Origin of the sequence: Neoroseomonas soli (assembly GCF_018129065.1) — a bacterium.
GTDB lineage: Bacteria > Pseudomonadota > Alphaproteobacteria > Acetobacterales > Acetobacteraceae > Neoroseomonas > Neoroseomonas soli.
This window is the reverse complement of the sequence record NZ_JAAEDM010000164.1, coordinates 1-3,472: the sequence shown is the minus strand read 5'-3', so window position 1 is coordinate 3,472 and position 3,472 is coordinate 1. Positions and strand designations below refer to the sequence as shown.

The window sequence follows — 3,472 nt, the reverse complement described above, 5'->3', positions numbered from 1 at the left end:
GTCGGTCGCCGGGCCGGGCGCGCCCGTCGCGAGCCCGACCACGGGCACGTCGCGGCCCTCGACGGCTGCCGCCCGTGCGCCGGTGCGCGAGACGACTTCGGAGGCACCCTCGGCCTCGATCACGGTGATGTTCGCGACCGGCTCGGCGATGCTGACGCCCGAGGCGGAACGCGCGCTGGCGCCGCTTGGCCGTGCGCTCGCCTCGCAGGAACTCGCCGGCTACCGCTTCCGCATCGAGGGCCACACCGACACGGTCGGCGATGCCGGCGTGAACCAGGCGCTCTCGGAACGTCGCGCGGCGGCGGTTCGCGAATACCTGGTCAACAAGTTCCGCGTCAGCCCGCAGCGGCTGGAGGCCATCGGCCTCGGCGAGACGCAACTGCTGGTGCCGACGCCGCCGCAGACCCCGAATGCGCGGAACCGCCGCGTGCAGGTCGTCAACATCGGCAGCTGACGGGCTGCGCGTGACCGACGACGACACGACCGTTCGCATCCCGGTGCCGCGGACGGTCGCGCCGGCGCCCGCGGCCCGTGGCCCGGGCGGGGGGCTGCGCCTGGCGATCCTCGGCGGTGCCGTCCTGACGGCGGGCGCCGGGGCCGTGCTGGCTTGGCTGTGGCTCGGCCGCGGGCCGGCGGAGCCACCGCCGAAGCCCGAGGATCCGGCGGCAGCCGCGCCGCCTTCCGTTCCCGTGCCGTCGTCCCCGGTGGCGCCGGCGATGGCGCCGCCCAGGCTGCTACCGGCGATCGGGCCGCCCATCGCTTCCCAGGCCGAGATCCTGGCCCATCGCGCCACCGCGCCGACGGTCTTTCGCCTGGCCGAGAACCCGAGCGTCTTCGTCATCGACTTCCCCGGCCTCGCGGCGCAGGGCGCGGCCCTGAACCGCGTCGCCGCACTGGTGGAGAAGGTGGCCCAGCCGCGCGACCGGGTGCTGGACGACGTGGCGCTGGCCCGCGCCATCGCGGCGAGTGGCGACACGCCCGCCACCTACTACTACGGCCACAACTACCGCGGCCGGGACCTCGAGCGCTTCTTCGCGCTGGCCGCGCGCGACGGCATCGCCCTGACGCCGGAGGAGACCTGGCTGCGGGACGAACTCACGCGATTGCGCCGCCTGGTGCCGGCGCCGGAGGAGTTCGCGGTGATCACCGTCCCTGGCCTCGAATCCCTGGTGGACCCGGCGATGCGCGGCGCCATCCTGCACCATGAGATCGGCCACGGGCATTTCTTCACCAATCCCCGCTTCGCCGCCCATGTCGCCCATGTCTGGCGCGAGGTGATGACCGAGGCCGAGCGCACCGCCTTCCGCGCCTTCCTCCAACGCGAGGGCTACGACCCAGCGCTGGAGGAGGTGATGATGAACGAGGCGATGGCCTACCTCCTCTTCACCCCGGACCAGCGCTTCTTCACCCCGTCCCATGCCGGGCTGACCGAGGCGCGCGCGGCGATGCTCGCCGCGGCGCTGCGGGAAGGGGCGCCGCGGTAGGGTGGATTCCGGCGGGCGGTCGCGCTCCCGGAGACGAAGTCCCTCGGCGCGAACTGCCGGGAAGTGGGATCGCCCCTACCGCGGCACGCGCGCGAGCAGACCGGGCAGCGCCGCCCAGTGACGCTCCGCCGCCACCGGATCGAAGCCGGCGGAATCGGGCTGGGCGAAGCCGTGATGCGTGCCGGGATAGTGCTCGATGCAGTGCGTCACGCCGCTCGCCGCCATCGCCGCCGTCACCTGTGCGGGTACGCCGGCGGGGATGTAGGGGTCCTGCTCGGCGAAGCAGAGATAGGCCTCCCCGCGCACCATGCGCGGGATCCACAGGTGAGGGCTGTCCGGCGCATCCGTCACCATCCGCGTGCCGTAGAAGGACGCCGCGGCGGCGATGCGCGCCGGTTCCTCGGCCAGGGCCTGCAGCGCGAAGCGGCCGCTCATGCAGTAGCCGAGGGCCGCACCAGGCCGCGCGGGCGTGACGCCGAGCGCGTCCAGCATCGCGGGGAGGTCCACGCGGAACTGCGCATGGCCATAGCCACGCGCCAGGTTGAAGATGCGCTCGCGCTCCGGGTTGCCCTCCTGGCTGAAGGCGGCGCGGTCGAAGCCGACCTCCCGCATCTGCCGCCAGTAGAGGTTCGGCAGCAGGGCCCGGTAGCCCGCGGCGGCGAGGCGCGCCGCCATGCCGTGCAGGGCAGGGCGCAGGCCCGGCGCGTCCATCAGCACGAGCACGGCGGGCGCGCGTTCCGGGGCCGCCTCCGGCGCGTAGAGATGGGCGTTCAGCACGCCTTCGGCCGTCGGGATGTCGAGGGCGGCGGCGGTGATGGCCATCGTGGTGACTCCTGCGGATGCCGGGCGGACTGCCGGCTCAGAGACCGTTCGAGAATGTGCCGGATGGCGCATTCCCAGGTCCGGCAGCACCCCCGCCCGGCCGCCCATCCAGGATGCTGTCGTTGGGTGGCCGGGCCGGGGTGCGGGCCGGTGCCGGCATCCTCAAGCGGTCTCTCAGCGCCTTGCGATGGTCTCCACCACCACCGGACGCACCACGACGCGCGTGCCGCTTGCCCGCGCATTGCGCAGCGCCGCCGCCAGGGCCGCCAGGTAGGCGTCCTGCGTCTCCACCACCGGCCGCGAATTGCCGAAGAGCGGCCGGTCCGTGGTGATGACGACCGCGAGGTCGGTGCCGAAGGGCTCGTCCACCTCCCAGCCGGTGAAGGAGCCCTGCGGCTCGCCCAGCCGCACCCGCGCGCCGGCGGTCTGCAATGCGGAAGGCACCAGGTTCGCCACCTGCCCCGACTGCATGAAGTAGGCGACGTAGAGATGCGCCGGCCAGTCGGGCATCTGCACGTCGAGCCGCATCAACTCGCCCTTCTGCAGCGGCAGCCTGCCGACCACCTCCACCGAGGGCGCCGCCCCGGCCGGCCCGAGCACCGGGCGCAACAGGTCGAGCGCCGGGCAATAGGGCCCGTCGAAGGCGGTCAGGTTCAGCCGCGCCACGTCCTCCGGCACGCCGCGCGTGGCGAGGCCCTGGCGCACCAGCGCGTCGTCGCCCCGCCGCACCACGCCCGAGAGGGTCATGTTCCGGTCGGTCGCCGACCAGGCGATCAACGAGCAGGGCGTGCCGACGGCGAGCGCCTGGGCGGCGGCGCGCAAATCCAGCCGGGCGAGGGCGAGCTGCTGCTGCCGCGCCGCTTCCTCTCGTGCCGCCTGCTCCCGCGCGGCAGCCTCGCGCGCGGCCTGGTCCCGCGTCGCCTGTTCGCGTGCTGCCTGGTCCCGAGCTGCCTGGTCCCGCGTCGCCTGTTCGCGTGCTGCCTGTTCGCGTGCTGCCTGGTCCCGAGCCGCCTGGTCCCGCGTCGCCTGTTCGCGCGCTGCCTGGTCCCGAGCCGCCCGGTCCCGCGCTGCCTGCTCCCGCGCTGCCTGCTCCCGCGCTGCCTGTTCCCGGGCGGCCTGCTCGCGGGCCCCGGCCTCGCGGGCCGCCTGCTCACGCGCGGCGGCTT

Annotated in this window: 4 protein-coding genes; 2 read left to right on the top strand and 2 right to left on the bottom strand. The window is 74.4% G+C overall.

Translation table 11 applies throughout. The annotated features are described in order from the left end of the window. Together GXW76_RS25070 and GXW76_RS25065 are read left to right on the top strand one after the other, a co-directional pair. Nucleotides 1–454 (top strand): OmpA family protein (locus GXW76_RS25070; protein ID WP_211864864.1); only part of this gene is annotated, 454 nt, incomplete at its 5' end. Between the two features lie 10 nt (nucleotides 455–464). Then, nucleotides 465–1,484: a hypothetical protein gene (locus GXW76_RS25065; protein ID WP_211864863.1), complete on the top strand. Its 1,020-nt coding sequence runs from the start codon at nucleotides 465–467 to the stop codon at nucleotides 1,482–1,484. Between the two features lie 75 nt (nucleotides 1,485–1,559). On the opposite strand, the gene GXW76_RS25060 is transcribed toward GXW76_RS25065, so the two are convergent. Continuing rightward, nucleotides 1,560–2,306 (bottom strand): dienelactone hydrolase family protein, encoded by a 747-nt coding sequence (locus tag GXW76_RS25060; protein WP_211864862.1) that lies wholly within the window; start codon nucleotides 2,304–2,306, stop codon nucleotides 1,560–1,562. Between the two features lie 174 nt (nucleotides 2,307–2,480). Beyond that, on the bottom strand, nucleotides 2,481–3,472 hold a 992-nt coding region (locus GXW76_RS25055), incomplete at its 5' end, for a DUF4384 domain-containing protein (protein ID WP_211864861.1).

Coding starts and splice junctions, on each gene's coding strand:
- GXW76_RS25060 (WP_211864862.1), bottom strand. CDS start 2,306: ATGGCCATCACCGCCGCCGCCCTCGACATCCCGACGGCCGAAGGCGTG.